This window comes from Leifsonia sp. ZF2019 (assembly GCF_019924635.1).
Taxonomy (GTDB): Bacteria; Actinomycetota; Actinomycetes; order Actinomycetales; family Microbacteriaceae; genus Leifsonia.
Genome location: NZ_CP065037.1, coordinates 665,362 through 685,769, shown reverse-complemented (window position 1 = coordinate 685,769; position 20,408 = coordinate 665,362). Strand labels below are relative to the sequence as shown.

12 protein-coding genes and 3 pseudogenes are annotated in these 20,408 nt (G+C 62.1%); 9 read left to right on the top strand and 6 right to left on the bottom strand.

Annotation, left to right across the window (positions count from 1 at the left end; all coding sequences use genetic code 11):
- The first annotated feature begins 32 nt into the window (after positions 1 to 32).
- Both IT072_RS03440 and IT072_RS03435 read left to right on the top strand, forming a co-directional pair.
- Positions 33 to 2,618 carry a helix-turn-helix transcriptional regulator gene (locus IT072_RS03440; protein ID WP_223359408.1) on the top strand — a complete coding sequence of 862 codons (2,586 nt, stop codon included), beginning with the start codon at positions 33 to 35 and terminating at the stop codon, positions 2,616 to 2,618.
- Positions 2,619 to 3,217: 599 nt separating this feature from the next.
- Positions 3,218 to 3,736: an AAA family ATPase gene (locus tag IT072_RS03435; RefSeq protein WP_223359406.1), complete on the top strand. Its 519-nt coding sequence runs from the start codon at positions 3,218 to 3,220 to the stop codon at positions 3,734 to 3,736.
- A gap of 434 nt (positions 3,737 to 4,170) precedes the next feature.
- Here IT072_RS03435 and IT072_RS03430 read toward each other — a convergent pair whose 3' ends face one another.
- Complete coding sequence (locus IT072_RS03430) at positions 4,171 to 4,689, bottom strand: hypothetical protein (RefSeq protein ID WP_223359405.1); 519 nt, start codon at positions 4,687 to 4,689, stop codon at positions 4,171 to 4,173.
- 147 nt (positions 4,690 to 4,836) lie between these two features.
- Positions 4,837 to 5,097 carry a hypothetical protein gene (locus IT072_RS03425; RefSeq protein ID WP_223359404.1) on the bottom strand — a complete coding sequence of 87 codons (261 nt, stop codon included), beginning with the start codon at positions 5,095 to 5,097 and terminating at the stop codon, positions 4,837 to 4,839.
- Positions 5,098 to 5,381: 284 nt separating this feature from the next.
- Here IT072_RS03425 and IT072_RS03420 point away from each other — a divergent pair, with 284 nt between their 5' ends.
- The 3 genes and pseudogenes from IT072_RS03420 (at position 5,382) to IT072_RS03410 (ending at position 8,503) form a co-directional block, all read left to right on the top strand.
- Entirely contained in the window at positions 5,382 to 6,140 is a 759-nt protein-coding gene (locus IT072_RS03420; protein ID WP_223359403.1) for a S1 family peptidase, read from the top strand.
- Positions 6,141 to 7,017: 877 nt separating this feature from the next.
- Positions 7,018 to 7,389 carry a hypothetical protein gene (locus IT072_RS03415; RefSeq protein ID WP_223359401.1) on the top strand — a complete coding sequence of 124 codons (372 nt, stop codon included), beginning with the start codon at positions 7,018 to 7,020 and terminating at the stop codon, positions 7,387 to 7,389.
- Positions 7,390 to 7,578: 189 nt separating this feature from the next.
- Positions 7,579 to 8,503 (top strand): annotated as a pseudogene (locus tag IT072_RS03410) (IS5 family transposase).
- Between the two features lie 579 nt (positions 8,504 to 9,082).
- On the opposite strand, the gene IT072_RS03405 reads toward IT072_RS03410, so the two are convergent.
- The gene (locus tag IT072_RS03405) at positions 9,083 to 9,919 is read right to left on the bottom strand and encodes a S1 family peptidase (protein ID WP_223359400.1); all 837 of its coding nucleotides are present in this window, start codon (positions 9,917 to 9,919) and stop codon (positions 9,083 to 9,085) included.
- A gap of 940 nt (positions 9,920 to 10,859) precedes the next feature.
- On the opposite strand from IT072_RS03405, the gene IT072_RS03400 reads away from it, so the two are divergent.
- Positions 10,860 to 11,234 carry an EXLDI protein gene (locus tag IT072_RS03400; RefSeq protein WP_223358599.1) on the top strand — a complete coding sequence of 125 codons (375 nt, stop codon included), beginning with the start codon at positions 10,860 to 10,862 and terminating at the stop codon, positions 11,232 to 11,234.
- Between the two features lie 19 nt (positions 11,235 to 11,253).
- Here IT072_RS03400 and IT072_RS03395 read toward each other — a convergent pair.
- Positions 11,254 to 12,178, bottom strand: a pseudogene (locus IT072_RS03395) (IS5 family transposase).
- Positions 12,179 to 12,809: 631 nt separating this feature from the next.
- On the bottom strand, positions 12,810 to 14,114 hold the full coding sequence (locus IT072_RS03390) for an alpha/beta fold hydrolase (RefSeq protein ID WP_223359398.1): 1,305 nt from the start codon (positions 14,112 to 14,114) through the stop codon (positions 12,810 to 12,812).
- Between the two features lie 255 nt (positions 14,115 to 14,369).
- Between IT072_RS03390 and IT072_RS03385 the strand changes: the two genes are divergently transcribed.
- Positions 14,370 to 14,744, top strand: coding sequence for an EXLDI protein (locus tag IT072_RS03385; RefSeq protein ID WP_223358599.1), 375 nt, complete (start codon positions 14,370 to 14,372; stop codon positions 14,742 to 14,744).
- A 19-nt stretch (positions 14,745 to 14,763) separates the two neighbouring features.
- On the opposite strand, the pseudogene IT072_RS03380 reads toward IT072_RS03385, so the two are convergent.
- Positions 14,764 to 15,688, bottom strand: a pseudogene (locus IT072_RS03380) (IS5 family transposase).
- Between the two features lie 1,078 nt (positions 15,689 to 16,766).
- Between IT072_RS03380 and IT072_RS03375 the strand changes: the two are divergent.
- Together IT072_RS03375 and IT072_RS03370 are read left to right on the top strand one after the other, a co-directional pair.
- The gene (locus IT072_RS03375; protein WP_223359396.1) at positions 16,767 to 18,392 is read left to right on the top strand and encodes a glycoside hydrolase family 3 protein; all 1,626 of its coding nucleotides are present in this window, start codon (positions 16,767 to 16,769) and stop codon (positions 18,390 to 18,392) included.
- A gap of 1,086 nt (positions 18,393 to 19,478) precedes the next feature.
- Positions 19,479 to 20,147, top strand: a complete 669-nt coding sequence (locus tag IT072_RS03370; RefSeq protein ID WP_223359394.1) for a hypothetical protein — start codon at positions 19,479 to 19,481, stop codon at positions 20,145 to 20,147.
- Positions 20,148 to 20,408: the final 261 nt, after the last annotated feature.

Below are 20,408 nucleotides of genomic sequence, written 5' to 3'. Positions count from 1 at the left end.
GCCCTTGTTCGGGAGCGACGAGGAGAACGTGGATGTCCTCTGACGCAACGTCGAACGCACTTCCAACATCCTGGCAGCCCGCCGGCGGGTACGTAGGGCGTCCACGCTTGACATCGAAGCTTGCGCAGCCACGCGCGGTCGTTGCGATCACTGCACCAGCGGGGGCGGGAAAGAGCGCATTGATCCGCGAGTTCGCGGAAGGCGCGACCGAGCCCGTCGTCACTATCAGCGCGGCCGGGGTAGACGAAGCAGACGAGATCTGGCTGTATGTGATTCGGGGCCTCGCCGATATCGGACTTGTCGCCGGCGTCGATGAGACCGCGGCCCGTGAACACTGGATGGCCCTGATCGAAGGCATCGACGTGGGCGTCGTCATCGCCATCGATGGGGTCCGCCAGAACGCCGCCTTCGAGGCCGACATCACCCGAATCGGTGAAAAGAACAATAAGGTGCGCTTCATCGTGGCGTCGCGAAAGTCAGGAGCGTTCGATCGTCTCGTCCTCGCCACCGATAGCGAGCTTCTGACCGGAGCAGACCTCGAACTTACGTCAGAAGAAGCACGGCGTAGCATCGAAGAACGTGCGGGTTCGCCGTACGAAGGCCTGGTAACGTCGATGTTTCCGATTCGGGCGAAGATGCTCGCCCTGTCAACGCGCAATGGCTTCGACCCCGACCACGATTCGGACACCGGCCTCTTGGATTATCTTCTCGGTCTGCTCCCCGAATCCTACGCAGAAGTGATGCCAGAATTGGCTGTTCCCACAAGCGTGAATGCAGAGTTGGTCGAACGGATAACGAGCATGGCGCAAGGAGCCGATGTCTTGGGCGCCGCAGAGGACGTCGGATTGGGTGCGCCGAGCGCCACAGGCCTTGGCGCCCATTTTGTCTTCAACCCGGCGTACCGCGATGAGCTCCGGCTCAGGCTCGAAGGTCGCTCTCCGAACGAGTTTCAACGAATCAGCCGAATTGCGAGCGTGTGGGCGCTAGACAATGAGCAACCTTTCGAAGCGCTGAGAATGGCGGCCGCATCAGGCGACCACTATCTGTTATCGCGCATTGTTCGCAGTTATTGGGACGTCCTTCTTCGATACAACGGGGAAGAGACACAAGCGATCCTCGAGAAGATGGACTCACGAACGCGGTCTCACTTCCCGGCCGTTCCGATGGCGCTCGCTATCGGCTACAACGCTCGCGGCCACCGCTCGCGAGCTCTCGCTCTCCTCTTGCCGATCGTGAAGTCCGCGAGGAAGCCACCGGACGATCAGGATCCCATAGAGCAGCTGTGGATTCTCGGCATGCTCACGAGTGCTTTGCGCCTCACCGGCAGGTTCAAGGCGGCGGGGAACATGGCCTTGAGAGCCTGCACTGTCGCGAGCCGGCTGAAACTCGCTGACGTTGACGGCATGTCCGAGGGGTTCTTCCGAATCTTCCCGCATATGGCGCTCTCAATCCTCTACTCAGATGATGCCGCCGCAGCGATGAACGCTACCGAAACGGCGTTGCGGCTTCTTCCCCCCGAGTCGGCCGCGTGGTACCACACAATGAGTATTCGCGCAGGCATACAGGCACTCGCCGGCGATATGCCCAGCGCGGCGCGCACCCTGGCGCTGACCGAGTCCGTTGATCATCCGCCGATCAGGCGATCAAGCTACATCGGCTATCTCGGTCAAGTCGCCCGCGCAACGATCGCTGCGGAAGCCCGCGATTATCAGGCGGCCGAGGAAGCGTTGGAGCAGATCGCCGAGCACTTCGCCACCGTCGAGCACTGGCCGATCACCGTCGCCCTCGCTGCCTCGATTCGAATCCGCACGGGCCAATCGCAGGTCGCCATCGAGCAGATCGAGGCTGCTCGGGAGCCGCACGCTCACCCCAAGACTACAGCATCCGCATACCAGGCGCTCGATCGAGTCGAGGCCTTGGCATATCTGGCGCTTGGAGAGATGCGAAGCGCCTCATCCCTGATCCGCGTTCTCCCCCGCGGCGTGGTAGAGAACGATCTCATCCGCTCGTTGCATCTCCTGTTGACGGGCAACGAGAGCGATGCTCTGCTGACCTTGGCGCCCCACCGCGGCAAGCGATACAACCCCTTCATCGACAGCAGTGTCTACGCCCTCTCAGCCGTGAGCGCTCGCCAGCTCGGCATGCCGGTTCACCAGGAGTTGGTCGCTCACGCGCGGGCGACGCTGGAGGTGCACCAGTTATCGAGCCCTGTAGCGTGGCAGAACAGTGCCGATCGCCGCTGGCTCCTCGGCGAAGATACTGACGACCCATTCCCCGCGCTGACCGACGCCTTTCCCTATGTGCGCGTGGCTGCGGTCCGCCTGTCGAAGAAGGAGGCCTATGTGCTCGCAGCGCTCGCCACTGCCGATTCGCGCGAAGAGCTGGCCCATCAGCTGCATGTCTCTCCCAACACGATAAAAACGCAGTTGCGTTCGGTGTATCGCAAGCTCGACGTATCGACACGTGAGGAGGCACTGCGAAAGGCAAGCGAGCTCGCACTCCTCCCCGAGCCGCCACACGCGGTCGAGAACGATCCCCGCCCGCAACCGCTCCCTCAGGTGCTACTGGGGTCCAGTCAACCTCGTCCCGCAGAAGGTCCCGGCAGAGAAAGGGGATAAGGATAGTTGCGGGTCAGTCCTTCGCCCGCAGCGTCGGAGCGTGGAACGCGGCACGCGGCACGCGGCACGCGGCACGCGGCACGCGGCACGCGAAACAGGATGTTCACCCCCTTCCCCACCCGCGCCTATGTCGCCGCGTTGCAGGGCAGCGGCGCCAGGACCACGCTCGCAGCAGCTATGCGGGGCCGGTCATGCTCGCAGCTGGTGCGCCCATGGGAATCATCCTCGCCCTCGTGGCCTACGCGGCCTTGGTCGATCGACGCCTGCAGCAAGGACTCGGCCGTGGCGGCGGCCTTCGGAGGCGTCGTCTGCTGGGCACGATAATAGGCGCTCCGACAACCCGCGATGCATCATGCCCACACTCGAAAGGCTCAGCGGCTTCGCGGGAGGCGCCGCGCCGGAGTCGGCACCGTCTTCCCTATTCTCGGAGTCGCCGGCTCCGCCGCAGCACTCATCGGACTGGCCATAACAGTCAGTCGAGGCCTCATCAGGAAACCCCAGCTCACCTCACCAACGAAGGCGCAGATATCTCTACGGCGGCGTAGTCGCGTGCTCAAACCTCTGATTGCGTCTCGTTTGGTATCGGGCAGACTGGTCAGGTGAGCGTTTCGGGTGTCCTTGTTGTGCTGCGTGGTAACGCGGGTTCCGGAAAGTCGACGGTAGCGCGACTGGTTCAGCAGCGGCTGCCCGCGGGCCGATGCCTTGTGGTCTCACAGGACCATCTCCGGCGAGATATGCTGCGCGAGCCAGACGTGCTGGGCGCAAACAATGCTGAGCTCCTCAAGACGATCGCTGAGTGGGGGCTCGCCCGAGGGCTGCTCGTGGTCGTGGAGGGCATTCTGGATGTGCGGCGTTATCAGCACACGCTGGAGCGCTTGCGAGAGAGGTCCTGGGCATCACATTTCTTTGCCTGGGATCTTTCCCTCGAGGAGACCATTCGACGTCACGGTCAGCGTCCAAAAGCGGCGGAATTCGGCGAGCACAAGCTGCGTGACTGGTATCACGGTTGGCAGCCGTTGGCCTTCGCACAGGAGGTCCGAATCGATAAGTCGGTTAGCGCCGAGGCAGCCGCCGCTCTCGTCCTGAACCGGGTAAACGACAGCTCCGGGCATGGCTGATCGGGTTCGTCCCACCGCCCCTTAGTCGGGAGTGAGGAAGGCGTGTCCTCATCTTTGAAATTCTTCCAACCAACCCCTACCCCGGCGGGCGGCTGGAGCCTGACCCGGTTGTCCGGACACGATTGTTGTGTTGATCATGCCGCGTTCTGCGTGGTGGTGTGAAGTTTTCGACCTCGATCGGGCTCGGGTTGCTGAGGGTGGTGTGCCGGAGCCGGCGCCCGAATGCCAGAGGTCTATCCGCTGCAGCGGTCGGAGTGCAGGATCGTTCGCGGCTTCGGGCGGCGCTGCCAGGTCTCGTTCTCGCAGCGCTACCCTCTGCCGCTTCTTCCAACACAGACAAGACGCGGTTGCGTTCGGCGTATCGCAAGCTCGACGTGTTGACACGTGGGGACCACGGCGAAAGGCAAACGACCTCGTGCTCCTTCCCGGGGTCGTCAAAGACGATCGAGAACGATGCCCGCCCGCCGCAATGAACGCGCGAGACTTCCCGCCACAAGGATCGCGGCGGCTTGCCCCCCTAGACGGGCGACGGCGGTGGCGATGACAACGACCGGCGTCATATGATCCGCGGAAAAGACGGTGAGCGATATCGCGAAGAGCGAAGCTCCTGATGCGAATGAAGCCACCAGCCACCGCCATTCGGCGCCCGGAGCACCGGGGTGGGTTGCGCGGGGTGCAACAAGGTCGAAGATGACAGCGCCTAGCGCGATGGGGATCATCGCTAGAAAGCCGATCGAGCTGAAAGCTGAGCTCAGCAGTCCGCTGATGAACGCAACCAGCGTCGCACTGAACGGCGCGCCCCACAGGCGCCTCATCGTGTAAGGAAGGATGCTGAACGCGGCCGCCACCAGAGCGTAAAGGGGAGGGGCAACGAGGGCCAGCGTGGTGACTACAGGAAACAGGCTGAGCATCAGGAGCGAATTGATCGCGCCGACGACAGCACTAATCAGCAAGAATCGAGTGCTCGTCCCCCTCAAACACCTCTCCCGCCCGTTCAGCTACGTCGCGTGCGCTTGTATTGTCACCGTGTCCGGCGGACTTGGCAACCCCCAGGATCCACCCCGCCCGCCCGTACCTTCGTCCCTGGGCCCGATTCAGGCCTATTTGCTGACGATGTCAAATTCTGGGCCCGGGTCGACATGCTTGCGCCCTTGCAGAGCGAGGAGGAAGTCGTACAGCACGCGATCCACATGCGTGGTCTCTAGGGCGATGCCGATGCTGTGGGCCGTCGCCTCCCCCGCGCGTCCCAATATCTGAGACGCACTGCTCAACTGCACGAAACCGACCATCACAGACAGCGATAGAGCGAGCACCAGAATGGTGGCAGTCGAAAGGCAGGTCGTCCGCAGTTTGTTCGTCATGTGTGCTCCTTTGCTCACATCTCAGGGTGACTGTGCCCACCATCGTCAAGCGCCGGTCAACCCGGCTGAACGCAGAATTTCACCCGTCCGCTCGCGCTGCGGCCGAGCGAACACAGCGCGTGTCACGACTCGCCACGTTCAAAAGATCGACAGAAGAAGCGGGGTGAATTCCGCAGTCCGCCGACGCGATTAGGCGGAGTCCGCTTCCCGCTGTCGTAGGTTCCTGTGAAAGAGCGCGGAGCGAGAAAAAGCGGCCATCGTCGCCGCGGGTTCGGAGAACACCAATGACCATTTCCAAGCTAATGGCAGCGGTCCTCGTTGCGGCAATACTCCCGGCCGCGTGCTGTGCGGCCACGCCCGCAGAGGGCCGCGGGACTCACACCACTCCAGACACTTTCATCGAAGGGGGCAAACCGGCCCCGGACATCCCCTGGGCGGTACAACTGTGGGATGAATCGCCCCGTGTCCCCGCCACATTCGCGTGCACTGCAGAGCAGATATCGGCTACATGGGTAATTACGGCCAAGCACTGCGTCGTAGACAAGGCGCCGTCGAGCCTATCGATCTACGCCACGAATCAATACCCTCCGGAGGGAATCGTCCAACCGCTCAGGCTCGACCGTGTAGTGACGAACGCCAACGCCGACGTTGCTCTCCTGCACCTCGCCCGGCGCCGCGCGTTGCCTCAATTCCCGGCTCTCGTTGGGTCCGACCACCCATACGTCGGCCGGCGCGGACTCATCTATGGCTTTGGAAAGGCAAATGGAGATTCCGAAGCTTCCCCCCAGTCCTTACGCGTCGCGGTCGTCTCACTCGACGGCACGTCGTGGATCGGCGACGAGAACGGAGTTGCCATCGTCGTGACCGGTATCACGGGCTCCGCCCGCGCCGGGGACTCCGGAGGGCCGTTGATCGACGCTGACGCCGCGACGCTCATCGGCGTTCTCTCCAGCGGATCATCTTCGCCGGGCACCAATGCGACGGCCTATTACACCAGCCTCTACGCCTGCCGGGACTGGATTCGCGGTATTGCTGGAGTGTAGTCCCGTGGCGGCCACACGAAAGGCCGCCGCGTCATAGAACGGCGTGCCTCGGGATCGCTGTGCGCCCATCTGGGGTTTGACCAGTGCCGTCGCCTGGCTCGGATGGTTTCGCAGCGATCACTTGCGGTACTAGCGCGGCACGCTCCGCGGTTGGCCGGCGCTCGGTGGGTATCTCTTGCAGCGCTCCATCGGTCGGCCCCCGCTCCGGCTCCGACCACGGCGTCCGCTCCCCTGGACACTTTCGAGCACGTTGTACCCGTCTATCGGATCGGTGGGAGCAGATTCCCGATGAAGACGCATCTCCGGCAGAGGCGAGGGTGCTTGCCACCCCCGGAGAGCCGGAGAACGTTCCAGCGAGTGATGATGCCAATCCGAAAGAGGCGAAGGCGGCAGCGTTGCGAATCTTCATCCCGGATGACTGCACGGGGCAAGCCATGATGTCCGTTGCGGCCACCGGTTCGCTAGCCGTCAGTAGAGCGGCTTTCGCCCTCGCAGACGCACACCATCCGCCCACCAGCAAAGTCCACTTGCAGCAAACACCAACGATTCCTGAACGCAGACCGTCGCCGAACCGCAATCTGGTCCGAGTCAGGTCGGTGTGCGCCGCCACGACGTCAACGTCATGCGTTCAATCGATGGCGCGACCCGAGCGGTACGGCAACCTGGGACCGGTTCCCTCCGCCCAATCCATCCGCCGACCGGTCCACTCACCGAGGTCCCGCCGTCCTGCCGGAGGTGGTGCGATTAGTAGACGGTGACGAACGGGGTTAATTTCGCCGGATCGATCTGGTCGACTCACGAGAAGGGTGCGGAGGCAGCATATTGTCGCCTAACCGCAAACCACCCACGGCATCACGCACCGACCAGAGTTACCTCCGTGCGGAGCAACGCCGCCTTCGCCCTGACTACGGTTCTTATCGCAGCAATCATCTTCAAAAGGGACTCGGACGTAATGGCTCTCACCCGTGCGACACCCGACACTTCCCCCAACCAGCTCGCGCAAGCGACCCGCGTTACTCTCACCCGCAGGAACGACACCACTGAAAGTACACTATGGGCAGCGCAGCTCTGGGGTGCCAGCAACGAAGCACCGATCTGCACCGACACCATCCGCGTGGACAACGGCACCTCACTCTCCGAAGTAGTCGCCATTGCAACAACCCACTACGCCACTCAACACATCCTCATCGCGCTTCCCTGGCGACACAACACTCCTTACACGCTCAGCGCCGAAGTCAGTCGAATCTGACTCAGGATTGACCCCGGTCGCGTTGACTGTGCTGGTCCTGTAGTGCTGACGAGGATCCTACGATTCGTCACCGGGATGCTCTCTGTTCGGGATACACCGTCGCCCGCCACAGCCCGGACACTCACCTCGGCCAGGCGGCTAGGGCGTGTCTCCTAACCGTTGTTGTGGTCGTGGTGCAGGCTGGGCGTTGTGTCGCGGTCTCGGGTGTTGTCGGATTCTCAGTGGGAGCGGATCGCGTCGTTGATGCCGGCCCCGTCGCCGAAGGGCGGTCGCCCGTTCGGTGATCATCGTTTGGTGGTCGAGGCCATCATTTGGCGGTATCGGACCGGGATTCCGTGGCGGGATCTGCCGGCGGAGTTCGGTCCCTGGCAGACGGTCTGGAAGCGTCACAACCGATTCAGTCACGACGGCACCTGGGACCGGGTGCATGCTGCGCTGTTGACTGAGGCCGACGCGGCCGGGGTGCTGGATTGGACGGTGAGCGTGGATTCCACGATCAACCGAGCCCACCAGCATGCGACCACCTTCGCCCGTGTCGAGGAGCCCGCGGGCCGCCGCCCCACCAACACCCCAGGGGGCACGATCGAATCACAAGAATCTTCGTCAGGAACCCGCTGACCACGCGATCGGCCGCTCGCGTGGCGGCCTGTCGACGAAGATCCACCAACTCGTCGATGGCAACGGACTCCCGCTTGTCGTGCTCCTCACGCCGGGCCAGTCCGGTGATTCGCCGATGTTTGACGCCTTGATGGGACAGCTCCGAGTAGATCGAATGGGTCGAGCTCGCACCCGGCCCGACGCCGTCCGCGGCGACAAAGCGTATTCATCACGCGCAATCCGCTCCCACCTCCGCCGGCGCGGTATCGCGGCAGTCATCCCCGAACCCGACGATCAGAAGCGACACCGCCTCAACCGCGGCAGCGCGGGCGGCAGACCACCCCGATTCGACGCGATCAACTACCGAGGACGGAACGTCATCGAACGCGGCTTCTGCGACACCAAGCAATGGCGAGGCCTCGCCACCCGCTACGACAACCTCGCCGTCACCTACCGGGGAGCAGTCGTCCTCCGCGCAATCACACTCTGGCTCAAACGGTTAGAAGACACGCCCTAGCTGTAGCTGGGTGTCGTTCGGATGGGTCGGCGTCTTGCGGGGCGCAATGCTGAACGGAATTGTGTCGGCAGGTGGCGTACGCGCGGAAGGTCGAAGGGCGGCGCTCGAAGCCGGGTGGCTTCGCGGGTTAATAGTGAACGGATCCGTATAGCTGTCTTCACACGAATCCAGTGCGATGGGATGTTCTATCCAGTTCGCGGTTCGGGTTTCGCGAGCGATGGGAGGGGCAAGCATGACCAGGATCATTGCTTGCCCCTCCTCGTGCGAAGGGTAGATTCCGCTCAGAGGTGGGCGAACCGACGCACGGAGGGCGATTCCGACAATCGGGCAGCGCGTCCTGAGCGACAGCAGAGCAGGACGCCTTGACCGCTTCTGAGGCTCTGAGCGGCGATTCGCGTCTGCCATGACTGCCATGTGATCATAACGGCTGCCTTGCAAGAACGATTGGACGCCTGCCTGGGCGCGAAGCAACGTCAACAGTGCCGTGGTAGCGGCACACGAGATACGCCTGCATAGCCCAGAATAAAGGTCTGGTCCGTGTCCGACACGGAGTATTCACGGAGACCTCCTTGCGTTATGTCACCTCGCTTGTTGGTTGAAGAGTGTGTCCCATAGAGCTTTGGAGCTCGTTGAGGTGTACACCGTGGGTGCGCCTTGTAGTGCGCAGCCGACACCTCGCGAAACGATTCCGATCTGGTAGACCGTTCCATCGAATACCTTAAAGAGGGGCCCTCCGCTATCACCTTGGCACGAACTCTTTCCTGCCACGCCGGCACAAATGTCCGTGTCGGGATTGATCCCGGCCGGGTTGATCTTGCATTCGGCGGCACTCAAGATCGGGACATCAACCTGCCGTAGCCGGTCAGGATAATCCGGGTTCTTTGGATTGGTGTTTCCCCACCCGATGACCGTCGCTGTAGTTCCCGGCAGCAAGAAGGCGTCAGTCCCTTCCGTGGGCAAGGTGACAGGTTGGATGTCCGTCACCGGCCTATCAAGCTTGAGCAGCGCCAAGTCATAGCCACTCTTCTTCGTCAAGTCCCAATCGAAGCGAGGATGAACCAGGATCCCGGACACCTCCCGCTCTTCTCCATGGCTCGCGTCAGAAAGTACCGTCCGCCCCACAACCACCTTGAGCTTCGCCGGATCAACATCTTTAGCACAATGTGCGGCCGTCATAACCGTGGTTGGCGTGATGAGCGTTCCGCCACAGAAGTGTTGACCGTTCATCTGAATCGAGGCCATGAACGGGAACTGCCCTTCCGGAGCTCCCGTCCCACCCACAATTCGGGTGCCACGCTCCAGCGGATCATCTTCCGCCGCTATCGCCGGCGCCGACGTAGACAACACCAACAGGCTCAAGACCGCTGCCGCAGCACACGCTCCCCAAGATCTGTGCCCCACAAATGACCGCTTCATCACGCTCTCCTCTCAGATTGAGAGACCGGCACCGAAGCGCGATCCCTCCCTCAACTCCCTCCATCGTCACAACCAGTCAACACGCGGCCATCCACCCCAAGGCCCCACCCACATGGGACCGCGGGACGAGATCCGCCATCTGAGATCGCATAACGCCCGACGGGAATCCCCGACATCGAGTAGCTGGCCCTCGACGCCGACGAAGTGGAGGGCTCCTTGTACGCCGTAACCCCATGTCCGCGACCGCGCTGCGGATAGACAGGCAACCGCGCGCACCCAGTATGAACAGGACCGCTAACCTTTTCCGCGGTGACGACACCCGCGAACTCTAGAAGCCACCAGAGAGCAGAAACGCCCCCGTCCCTGGGCGGCCTTTCTGCTCTCTGGGTAGCTCTGCCCTCCTTACCAAGGGAGGAGATAAGTTCCATCGACCGATATCCATGCGGTAGCGGTACCGACAGGCCCGTAAATATCACGTTTCGCTGGAAACGCGATGTCGGTTCCGGCAATTGCCAGATAATCTGTCTACTTTCTGCGTAATCGTCAAAGGCTGAGTGTAGTAAAGGTCAGCGGAGATGAGTGCTTGCTTATCGGGCTCAATCACAACAGTAGAGGGGATATTGTAGTTTCCGCTGGGGTGGATGGTGCGCCGACGTCCTGACCACCTTTACTTACCGCAGTGAGCGTCGGGTATCCCTCTACAGTGCAGGGCACTAGGCCGTGTTGCTAAAGAGCGTCGTGCGATCGAGATGGCCGGTTGACTCGGCTCCAAGATGTGCGCATACTTATGCGCATGGCTACTCGGAACGTGTATGTGTCTGCTGACGATGCGGCGCTATTCGACCGGGCGGCGGAACTTGCCGGGGGGCTCTCTGCCGCAGTGGCTTCAGGCCTGCGGTTGTTCGTCGCAGCACGAGAGCAGGAGCGAGGAGCGGAGAAGATGGGCGAAGTCGAAGTCGACGTCAGCGATGGCCCGGTGATCACGGTGAAGCGTTTTACGGGGCGTCAGCTCTTGCGGTTCGAGAGTCAGGACGGTTCGCGCTCGATCACCTACCGCGTGTATGCGACCTCCGGAGGACAGATCGCGGTCTACCAGCGCGAGGGTCCGAACTGGCGACTCTTCATCTCACCACACGAGGACGCCCCCGTATGGAACAACCCAAGGACGTGGTCGGAAGACTGGTGGCGGTCAGGTCAACGATCTCTGTCGGTCTTCCCCGATACTGCGGCGATGGCGAACGAGTTACCGCCAGAGCTGGTCCAAGCCACGATGACAGCGCTCACGGTCCCCGACGTCGAGGACCTCGACATCTGAAGGTCCGACCTCGCGCTCGTCAGGTCGTGAGCGTCCCTACCCAGTGGAGGGTGGCGGCGAGGCAGAGCCCGGCATAGTAGTTGCGGGCGGTCTTGTCTGAGCGCATCGCGATCCCGCGCCATTGCTTGAGCTTGTTGAAGCACCGCTCGACGACGTTGCGGCCGCGATAGCGGGCCCGCTGCTGCTCACCGAAGTCGATCGGCCGCCCGCGCCGCTTGCGTCGGTGCGTGATCTGATCGTCGCGCTCGGGGATCGTCGCGGCGATCCCTCGTTCCCGCAACCAAGCCCGGTTCGCCTTCGAAGGGTAGCCCTTGTCCGCGAGCACTCGGTCCGGGAGTGAGCGTGGTCTGCCGCGGGCACCGGGGACGCGGATCTCGCTGAGCGTCGCGGTCAGCATGCTCGTATCCGCCGTCTGCCCTGACGTGAGAACGAACGCCAGCGCGCGGCCCTTCCCGTCGCAGACGAGGTGGCTCTTGGTCGTCAGACCGCCGCGGGAGCGACCGATCGCGTGATCGGGCGGCTCGTCACCAAACTTCTTGTAGTTCGATGTAGCCCCCCGTGGCGCGTGGCAGGGTCGCTCCGTGCTGGTGCACGCGCACGATCGTGGAATCGATCGACGCGACCCAGTCCAAATCTCCGGACCGCTGCGCGAGCGACTGCGTCTTCTCCAACACCCGCGCCCACACACCCTGCCCGGACCACCGGTTGAAGTTCTTGTAGATCGTGTTCCAGTTCCCGAACCGCTCCGGCACATCCCTCCACGGCGCCCCGGTCCGGAACCGCCACGCCGTCGCCTCGACCACCGTACGCCGATCCACCGGCGGCCGACCCGTCGACTTCACCGATGGGAACAACGGACCGATCACCGCCCACGCCTCATCCGAGATCACATCACGCGACACGGGTCCAAGACTCACCCCAACGCACCCAAATGCGTTTAGCAACACGCCCTAGAGCTCTCATTCTTGATGAGCGCTTGCACAGTGGTTTCATCCGGGAAAAACGGAGTGAGAGTCACCCCGGGTGGCGTCGTCAAATACGCAGGGAGACGGCGCCGGTGAAGCGGCCTGGGCCGCACTGGGTGCGGCTACACCGCAGACGATGAGGGCTCCTGCGACTCCGAGCCCGGCAAGGAATCGGTTCTTTGTGATTGCCATTGAAAACGCCTTTCGTCGTTGAAGGATTCTTGTTCCGACTCTCATTCACGTTTGTGAGTATCGAGAACGGGATGTGTGTGTGGGTTCAATGTTCTTCCACCAGGGCGGCCTGTTCAGACCCCCTGACGGATGGTCTGCCTGGTACCCCGGTATGAATCGCCGACTCGTCAGTCAGAAAGCCAACTGGTAAAACGAACGACGCAGGCTCGCGAAAGTGACGCTCGATGACGTTGCGACTCCGATAGCTGTCGAGGTCGTAACTGACGGGTCGCCCGCGTCGGGAACGCGTCGGAGGCGGTGGCCGATCTGGTCAGATGGCTGCGGAATGACTGCCTGGATGCTGCCCCGTGGCCCACGCCGCTTGAGGTGTCCTTTCTGGTCGTCAGGCACGTCTTGTTGTGAGAGCGCGAGCAGTACCTCATGTCAGCGCCGCGATGGGTTCTGCTGCGCACTCCATGTTGGATGGTGTGCCGGTGGTGAAATATGCAAGGAGGGCGCCGGAGGCGCACTTGTTGGTATAGGCCCCTGCATGAATGGGGTCATCGACGGTCAGCAGATCGCCGCCAATGAGGTGTTGCGTGTCGACGGCGAATCTGTAAGCGGTGACGTATTCGTCTCGGTGGCCTACGAGTTGGAGGGGTGTGCTAGTAGTAACCGCCCGGGGCGTGTACCCGGATGTTTTTTCGGGCCAATCGATGCAGTAGAAGTCTGCGCTCTGGCTCCTAGTTCCCAAGGCAGGGTGGCCGGTCAGACGTCGCTGGTAGATCGACCATGCGCTTTCAAAATCTCGGGGGCCGTCCGCATCGTTACAAACATAGGCAACCTGAGCTGGCAAGGTCAGAGTTTTTGTGCCGGCTGTCTGATCGGGGTCATCGCCGCCTGGTGGGGTTTCGAAGTCGATCGGGTTCTTCATTGCGGGCGGAACAATTCCTGCAGACAACGAGGATAGCCATGCGGCAGACCGCTCCCAGGCCATCTCAGGTGCAGCCATGAGATTCGTCACCGTCGTGCGACCGGTAGCGAGACCGAGGTCTGTCTTGAGCGGGAGGGCGTCCAGGTCGTCTCGAAGGCGGAGGAGCCGGCCGTTGACTTCGGTTGGCGTATCACCGAGCTGGTAGCCGGCGGCGCCTGCCGCAATGAACTGCAAGAAGCGCTCATAATTTGCTTCCCGGATATCGGCATCCGCATCTGAGATTGTGGTGAAGTCGAACACGGTTGGCATCACAGAATCCAACACCATCCGATCAACTCGCCCCGGGAACATGGATCGGTACTGCACCCCGAGAGCTGTGCCCCAGGACACGCCGTAGTAGCTGATCTTCTCCTCTTCTAATGCTTCACGAAGGGTGTCAAGGTCACGGGAGCCAGTCTGCAAGTTCAAACTCTTCACCATGGCCGCATCGGACTCGAAGCACTTCCTCGCGAGCGCCGCGTTGTCTTTCGTTTCCTGCCTTTTCGCCTGTTTAGGATCCTCAAGAGTCGTGTCAGTCACCTCGATTGAACAGTCCAGCCGACTGCTCAGGCCCGTCCCGCGCAGGTCCAGCCCGATCAGGTCATAATCTGACCGCATGTCCTTGAGCGCAGTGCCGAACATATCGCTCCCTGTGACCAGCTTGCCCGGCATGCTCGCCGCCTCATTACCTGGTCCACCGGAGTTGAATACGACAGTACCCTTGCGTCCGGCAGGGTTCAGAGCGGGCAGTTTTGTCACAAACAGCTTCACCGTCCCAGCCGTTGGATCGGCGTAGTCCTTAGGCCGTGTTGCTAAAGAGCGTCGTGCGATCGAGATGGCCGGTTGACTCGGCTCCAAGATGTGCGCATACTTATGCGCATGGCTACTCGGAACGTGTATGTGTCTGCTGACGATGCGGCGCTATTCGACCGGGCGGCGGAACTTGCCGGGGGGCTCTCTGCCGCAGTGGCTTCAGGCCTGCGGTTGTTCGTCGCAGCACGAGAGCAGGAGCGAGGAGCGGAGAAGATGGGCGAAGTCGAAGTCGACGTCAGCGATGGCCCGGTGATCACGGTGAAGCGTTTTACGGGGCGTCAGCTCTTGCGGTTCGAGAGTCAGGACGGTTCGCGCTCGATCACCTACCGCGTGTATGCGACCTCCGGAGGACAGATCGCGGTCTACCAGCGCGAGGGTCCGAACTGGCGACTCTTCATCTCACCACACGAGGACGCCCCCGTATGGAACAACCCAAGGACGTGGTCGGAAGACTGGTGGCGGTCAGGTCAACGATCTCTGTCGGTCTTCCCCGATACTGCGGCGATGGCGAACGAGTTACCGCCAGAGCTGGTCCAAGCCACGATGACAGCGCTCACGGTCCCCGACGTCGAGGACCTCGACATCTGAAGGTCCGACCTCGCGCTCGTCAGGTCGTGAGCGTCCCTACCCAGTGGAGGGTGGCGGCGAGGCAGAGCCCGGCATAGTAGTTGCGGGCGGTCTTGTCTGAGCGCATCGCGATCCCACGCCATTGTTTGAGCTTGTTGAAGCACCGCTCGACGACGTTGCGGCCGCGATAGCGGGCCCGCTGCTGCTCACCGAAGTCGATCGGCCGCCCGCGCCGCTTGCGTCGGTGCGTGATCTGATCGTCGCGCTCGGGGATCGTCGCGGCGATCCCTCGTTCCCGCAACCAAGCCCGGTTCGCCTTCGAAGGGTAGCCCTTGTCCGCGAGCACTCGGTCCGGGAGTGAGCGTGGTCTGCCGCGGGCACCGGGGACGCGGATCTCGCTGAGCGTCGCGGTCAGCATGCTCGTATCCGCCGTCTGCCCTGACGTGAGAACGAACGCCAGCGCGCGGCCCTTCCCGTCGCAGACGAGGTGGCTCTTGGTCGTCAGACCGCCGCGGGAGCGACCGATCGCGTGATCGGGCGGCTCGTCACCAAACTTCTTGTAGTTCGATGTAGCCCCCCGTGGCGCGTGGCAGGGTCGCTCCGTGCTGGTGCACGCGCACGATCGTGGAATCGATCGACGCGACCCAGTCCAAATCTCCGGACCGCTGCGCGAGCGACTGCGTCTTCTCCAACACCCGCGCCCACACACCCTGCCCGGACCACCGGTTGAAGTTCTTGTAGATCGTGTTCCAGTTCCCGAACCGCTCCGGCACATCCCTCCACGGCGCCCCGGTCCGGAACCGCCACGCCGTCGCCTCGACCACCGTACGCCGATCCACCGGCGGCCGACCCGTCGACTTCACCGATGGGAACAACGGACCGATCACCGCCCACGCCTCATCCGAGATCACATCACGCGACACGGGTCCAAGACTCACCCCAACGCACCCAAATGCGTTTAGCAACACGCCCTAGGAGCCTCCACCCACGAACACACGGCATTCGCTGTTTCATCAGCCCAGTCTGGGGCGACTGCGGCACAAGGCTGCCACTGGATCGGAGCTCCCCCACCAGCCGCGGGACGGTCCTGAGCTAGCGCCGGGGACGCGCCCGCGACCGTCAAAGCAACCGCGAGTCCGACGACGCCGATACTCAGAGACCTGCTAGTCATCCTCCTTACGTCCTCCGGATAGCCGCCCTGCCTTGAGGGAGCGGGGCTGATTTCGGGTCGTATGACGATTTCTCGAGTGGTTCTCATGTTCCAATCACACCACCCGCGGCCGAGGCGCACATCGTCCCCCAGCATCGACACTGCCTCCTCTCTTGGTACCAGACAGAAACGGGCATCTCGTCGTGGGATCTCGATGGGCCATTGCCACAAGCTGGCCGGATCGATCGGCGACGCCTCCTTACGAGGCCCGAGATGCGGGGTTCGTTGTTTCGGATCGGACGGTGTGGAACCGCTGCCCGGAGAGCAGCGTGTTCTCGGCGTTCGGGAAGTGGGGCAAGAGCGCCGCCCCTGTTCGATAACCGTGTCCAACGCTCCTTCTGCGCCTCCGCGGCCACAGCGACAGTGGCAGCCAGCCCCGAAGCCGCCGCTTCGCCAGCGCTCTTCACTGGCACGGCCTGACCCGATCGATGGGCCGCGCCGGCGCTGCATCCGAAAACCCTTGCGGCCGAACCCAACTGTCACCCAACGCTCAGCAGGCCCGCTCCCTCGTGTCGCGTTAATCGGGATAACGAATGTTGCCCGATTCAGGCGTGATCAGTAGCTCCATCCACGATGAATGCCATGGAGGTGGTCCCACAGTCAGGATGATGCAGTACTACAGGATGATTCGCGTGGAGCGTTGTTGGGGTTGGCATGGAGTTATGAAAGTTACTCGAAGGAACATCGTTGTGTCCGGATTGGTTGCAGCCGCGTTCGTAGCGACGGGGACTGTGGCACCCGCACACGCGATCATGAGTGAGACATCCAATTGGCCTCCGCGGTCGATTTCACCTGACCCGGCGGAAATTGACACGGATGCCCTACTTCAGAAGATGTCGCTGGAAGAAAAAGTTGGTCAGCTCTTTGTTATCGACGTGTCCAGCTATTCCTTAACCTCTGGTGAGAAGCAGAAGATTAAGGATTTTCGGCCGGGTGGGATCATGTACTTCGGCAGTAATTTGAAGGACCCCGAACAAATCGCAGAGTTCTCTAACCAGCTTCAAGAGGCTGCAGCTGAGAAGAATAAGACTAAGAGGATTCCTCTCTTGATCGCTACGGATCAAGAGCCGGGTGCAGACGTGGTCCGCGCTCCGGGTACGCAGCTGCCAAGCAACATGGCTCTAGGGGCTAGTTCAGAGAGTATTTCTGATGTCGAGACTGCGGCGCACATCACCGGAAGTGAGTTGCGTGCTATGGGAATCAATCAGAACTTTGCGCCCGTCGTAGATGTCAATACCAATCCAAAGAACCCAGTCATTGGAACTCGATCCTTCGGAGACGACCCCGACCAAGTCTCCGCGTTGGCCAGCAAGCAGGTCGCTGTCTTCCAGGGCGAGGAGAACACGATTGCAACCGCGAAACACTTCCCCGGTCATGGTGATACTTCCACGGATAGTCACACGAACCTTCCCGTGATCGACCGCAGCCGTGAGGATCTGGAAAAGAACGATCTGCCACCCTTCAGAGCTGCGATTGATGCTGGCGTTGGCGTGATCATGACGGCACACATTGCGGTACCCTCGATCGATCCGACGCGTGCGCCCGCCACTCTTTCCAAACCCATCATCTCCGGACTCCTGCGAGGGGAGCTTGGATTTGACGGGGTAGTTGTGACTGATGCGCTTAACATGGCCGGCGTACAAAGCCAGGATCCCAAGAAATCAGTGGTTGTTTCGGCCCTCGAGGCCGGCGTCGACCAGCTCCTCATGCCGCCGTCGTTGCAGGCCGCGCGCGATTCGATCATCGACGCAGTGCACTCCGGTGAGCTGAGCGAAGAACGTATTAACCAATCCGTCCGCCGCATCCTGAAACTCAAAGACCGTTTCAACCTCTTCAACTCTGCACCGGTTGATCCTGCCGTCGCAGCGCAGAAGGTGATGACGCCAGAAAACGCGGAAAAGGCGAAGGAAGTCTCAGATCGGACAATCACCCTTCTGAAGAACGAGAACGACGCTTTGCCCCTGAACAGCAAGGTTAAGAATGTTCTCGTGACGGGCATGGACGAGGACGTGAATGACGACTTCGCGAAGTCTCTTGAAGGCCAAGGCGTTTCCGTCACTGTCAGCGGAACAAGAGCGAATCCAGACGCGAATGCCATCGAAAAAGTAGTTGCCCTCGCCAAATCGCAGGACGCGGTGGTGGCCCTTCCCGGCAGGCTCAGCCACGGCGACGAGAGCGCCGGCCAATTTGAGCTCATCTCTCAGCTACAGGCAACAGGGAAACCCCTTATCATCGCAGGCGTCTTTACCCCCTACGACGCTGCGTACATTGCTGACACGCCCGAATTGCTCTTGACCTATTCGTGGGCAAGAGTCTCACTCGACTCCTTGGCCAAAGTCATCGTCGGGGCCACACGACCAACAGGTACGCTCCCTATCAACATCCCCAGCAGCGTCGGCCCGACAACGAAAGCATTCTCACGAGGCGCCGGCATCACCTACCCCGCCACCCGAGGATGATCGACAACGACACGCCTCGGGGATGTCTGAATAACTTGTTCGTGTTGGGTCGAGCTTGATCCGGGCGGAGATGATCGATGCTTGCGGGATCGATCATCGATCAGGAGGAGCCTGCCGGGGGGCTGTCGCGCAGGCCAAGAAGCAGAGCGTCGGATTGGCTGGCGTGAGAGCGCCGTTGAAGTCGCTCGTGTCCGAGGTGCTCGGAGCGGAGCTTACCGAGTACCTCGGACACGAGCACGATCGGGTGCCAGTGGGCGCGACATGCGCCACGAGGCCCGGACGACGTCAGGGCTGACCGAGATCGGGCGGGTTCAGATCGAGATTCCCCGGGATGGAGACGGGTCCTTCGAGCCGGCGATCGTTCCACAACTGGATATCGCTGGCAGTTTCGATACGGACCAACGGGCAGACAGGGGTGCCTTGGCCACCTTCGTGAAGACGACGCAAGGTCCCTCGGCCGTGTGCAGGGAACTCGCGCGCTATCGGCCCTTCCAGAGAATTCGCTGCTCCGTGGCGAGCATGATGAAGACTTACCTATGGCACCCCGGCGGTGGCAACGACGTCCATTCGGGACTGGTGCAGCGAAGGGTGACGGAGCAATCCTGCGCGAGCCGAGATCCAGATTGGTAGCCCCGCCTCGGCTGCAGCTTGACCCGCTGTCCCGGACACCTGACCTGGGCGACGATCGTCCCGGGAATGAGTCCGCTGATGTCTGCTACGAAGTCGCAGGTTGACAGCCCGGCTGAGAGCGAACGGGGCGGCTGGGCCGGCGGCGAAGGAGGGCACCTGAGATGCGTTCCCAGATGACAACGGGTGCTGCCGGGCTTGTCGCTCTTGTGGTGGCCGGGACTCTCGGGTTGGCGACTCCGGCCGCCGCGATCACTCCTGCGGGCAAATATGAGTACCGTTGCGTGGCGAATACCTGATCTCCGTGAGCGACGGGTATGTATTGGCGTCAGCGGGCCCGCAGACACGCGCCCACGAGTGCGTTGACGCAGGCTCGCACGATAATCGGCCGGTGTGACGATGGGTGCTCAGACGACACACACCCGGCACACTGCCACAGCAGCCATCATAGGTCTTTCGATGGTGATGGCCGCTGCGGTCCCGGCAGACGCGTCGCCCGCATTCGTGCCTGTATCACGGCTGGATACCGAACGAGGCGGCATTGAAGGCCACGGCGGAGCCCCGTATCCGAGCGATGCCAACAAGCCCGAGGTCATTGCACTGTTGCGCGGATTCGACCGGATCTGGACGTCCAATGGTGTCGACGACCTTCACGGTATCGTGAACGACCGGAAGACCCTGGCGTGGAACGACCTGAGCGCGACGTGGATCAATAACAACGCGACGCAGGAGCAGCGCTTTCGTGCCCTTCAGGACGCAGCATTCCAGGCGCCTTACGACCAGTCGATCACGATCGGCTCCGCCCTCGGCTCGGTGCTGGGGCCAATATACGTAGCCGGCCGCCGAAACGGCGAACTGCCGTTGACGAGCGCGTTGCTCAATGGGCAGACAGGCACCAGCGGAGCGTACCTATCCACAAGCCATGCCAAAACTGTCTTCAGCTTCCCGCGGCCGTATATCCCAACCGACCCGACCGCCTCACCCACATCGGGCGACGAGCCACGCTGTGCGCCGGATCTGACGAACTCTTCAGCGCTGGCCGCTGTGCGCAACGGCACGCGCCGCAAGAGGCGGTTCCTACCGATCCGACCCCTATGGCGGCGGCTCGACCTCTGCCGACACCGATGAGACAGGCACCGACCGCGCCAGCGCCGTGTCCACCTACCAATCACGGTTGACGTACGGATTCTCCCCGATCGACGACACCAGCCTGCCGCCATCCGTCCATCCGTCTCCGCCGACGCGGCCAACCTTTTCCTGACCAACATTTCTCACGTTGTCCGAGGAACAACGTACATCCGTCCTTGCGCAGACACAGCTCGCTTCCGGATACCCACTGGACCTGACAGTAACCGAGGGCCCGGCCTGGCAACGGCTGAACCTCGCCGC

Coding starts and splice junctions, on each gene's coding strand:
- IT072_RS03440 (WP_223359408.1), top strand. CDS start 33: ATGTCCTCTGACGCAACGTCGAACGCACTTCCAACATCCTGGCAGCCC.
- IT072_RS03425 (WP_223359404.1), bottom strand. CDS start 5,097: ATGACGAACAAACTGCGGACGACCTGCCTTTCGACTGCCACCATTCTG.
- IT072_RS03420 (WP_223359403.1), top strand. CDS start 5,382: ATGACCATTTCCAAGCTAATGGCAGCGGTCCTCGTTGCGGCAATACTC.
- IT072_RS03405 (WP_223359400.1), bottom strand. CDS start 9,919: ATGAAGCGGTCATTTGTGGGGCACAGATCTTGGGGAGCGTGTGCTGCG.
- IT072_RS03400 (WP_223358599.1), top strand. CDS start 10,860: ATGGGCGAAGTCGAAGTCGACGTCAGCGATGGCCCGGTGATCACGGTG.
- IT072_RS03385 (WP_223358599.1), top strand. CDS start 14,370: ATGGGCGAAGTCGAAGTCGACGTCAGCGATGGCCCGGTGATCACGGTG.
- IT072_RS03375 (WP_223359396.1), top strand. CDS start 16,767: ATGTCGCTGGAAGAAAAAGTTGGTCAGCTCTTTGTTATCGACGTGTCC.
- IT072_RS03370 (WP_223359394.1), top strand. CDS start 19,479: ATGGTGATGGCCGCTGCGGTCCCGGCAGACGCGTCGCCCGCATTCGTG.